This is a genomic window from Paenibacillus popilliae ATCC 14706 (assembly GCF_000315235.1).
Taxonomy (GTDB): domain Bacteria; phylum Bacillota; class Bacilli; order Paenibacillales; family Paenibacillaceae; genus Paenibacillus_B; species Paenibacillus_B popilliae.
Genome location: NZ_BALG01000035.1, coordinates 1 through 2,016, shown reverse-complemented (window position 1 = coordinate 2,016; position 2,016 = coordinate 1). Strand labels below are relative to the sequence as shown.

Below are 2,016 nucleotides of genomic sequence, written 5' to 3'. Positions count from 1 at the left end.
TTCGTCCTGATTCAATAGGCGATGCTGAAGCCGACCGATGAAATTGGGGAATTTTCGAGCGATACTTTTGGGGAATTTTCGAGCGATATTGACACTTCTAAACTAGATAGCTTTCCCTCTTGGGCGTAGGATGCCAACAATCCCTCGTCCAGGAGCAGCACATCAGGTTGATGCTTCTCTATCAATGTAAGTATCTCTTCATATTCGGGCTTACGTCCCTTTTCCACTATACTAATTACGTCGAGTGGCTCTTGCAGATTGGCAAGCTGCGGCAATTGCTCGAACAAGTGCGTGAGATACCGAAACGGGTGCACATCCTGCTTCAGCAGATGGTGCCTCATTTCCGCCACAACGGGCAGCAGCCAGTGCTCTGCCGTAAATTGTGACTATTTTGACTTGCTATGCACAGGTGGGATTGGTTTGACGCTTACAATGGCTCCAATGTCTTCTTCTCTCCGAAACAGGCGCTGAGCAAGGTTACCACAGTTAGCAGCACGCAGGCCATTTTCCATTTCCTCTTCATCCCGCTCTCTCCTTTTCTATTTTTTTAAAAGTCAACCGTAACTAAGTATGTTATTATCAACTTTCATCCTGCCAAGTTAGTCAATGGTCGCTGCCCATTAACTGCCTGTTGCCGCCTTCGTTCTTGAACTTTCTTCCTTCTTCTTTGCTGCGCGCGCTTTCACCAATGCGTCCTGACCTTTCACTTCCAGCTCAGCCAGCGCTTCATCCACGGTCTTCTTGTTAGCTATAATCGCTTCTAATGCATCCGTGAGCAACGGGGTGAAGGAACTGTTGAACTCTTCCGGAACATCCCTCCGATTCCAAAGGAATGAAATCTGCGACGAAGGCTTTAGCATATAGAAAGGCTCCGCACTTTTTCCACCAAATTCCTTGATGAATTGACCTCTCGTCGGTAACGAGCCGCTCACGGAACGAGAAAAAACCTTCGCCATTTCTACTCCATTTGCGAACTTGATAAATTCCCATGCCGCTCGCTTATTCTGGGAAGTAGCTGAAATTGCATAAATTTCTTCCAATCGCACATGCGGAGATTCATCAGGGTTTCCTGGGTTCACTGGAAGGGTGACCATATCCCAATTCAGTTTTTTTCCGCCGATATCCATGTTGTTATATGCTATGAACCAAGGCTCGGCAATGGTCATGGCTGCTTTCCCTGTGAAAAAGGGATCATCATTGAGAGCGGTGGGTTCTCCTTTGCTTTCCACGAGAGGCAAAGAGACTGTTTTTGAGCGTATTACATCTGTTGTTAACGTAACGGCTCTCTTCCAACCGTCCGAATTAAGAAGTAACTTCTCTGCCTTCATATCGAACATGGACAAGGAAAAGGAACTTGCAATATATTGCAAAGCATTGTCGAGGAACCAGAAAGGCTGATCAAGTCCGAACACGCGGTTCTCACCTGATCCCATACCCTCGAAGCGCTTGGACAAATCAAACAACTCTTGCCAGCTCATCTTGTTGCGCGGTAGCTCTATATGGTTCTCCTCAAATACATCGCGGTTGTAACACAATACAGGGACAGTAAAGCGAGGAGCCAACCCATATAACGTACCATTTCCTCTCGCACGCAAGTTATCAATAACGCCCGGCATATATCCTGCTATATCGAATTTCTCTTCCGCTATCATTTCATCTAAGCTATACAGTTTTCCCTCTTGGGCATAGGATGCCAACAATTTTTCGTCCAGGAGCAGCACATCAGGTTGATGCTTCTCTATCAATTTATGGATCTCTTCATATTCGAGCTCACCTCTCCCTTTCACTGTACTAATGACGTCGAATTCAATATTCAGATGTTTAGCAGCAGTAAAAAGGCTTCCATAATCTTTGTAGAAATCCTCTTTGTTAGAATACATTACTTTTACCTTTTCGTTTCCTTCCTTCAATGGCTCCAATGCCTTCTTCTCTCCGAAACAGCCGCTGAGCAAGCTTACAATAGTTAGCAGCATACAGGCCATTTTCCACTTTGTCTTCATCTCGATCTCTCCCACC

At 45.7% G+C, this 2,016-nt stretch carries 2 protein-coding genes; both read right to left on the bottom strand.

The features are described 5' to 3' along the window. Window positions 1-11: 11 nt before the first annotated feature. Window positions 12-350, bottom strand: a complete 339-nt coding sequence (locus PPOP_RS23290) for a response regulator (protein ID WP_042227362.1) — start codon at window positions 348-350, stop codon at window positions 12-14. 270 nt (window positions 351-620) lie between these two features. After that, the coding region (locus tag PPOP_RS03970) for an extracellular solute-binding protein (protein ID WP_306304714.1) at window positions 621-2,016 on the bottom strand (1,396 nt) is incomplete at its 5' end.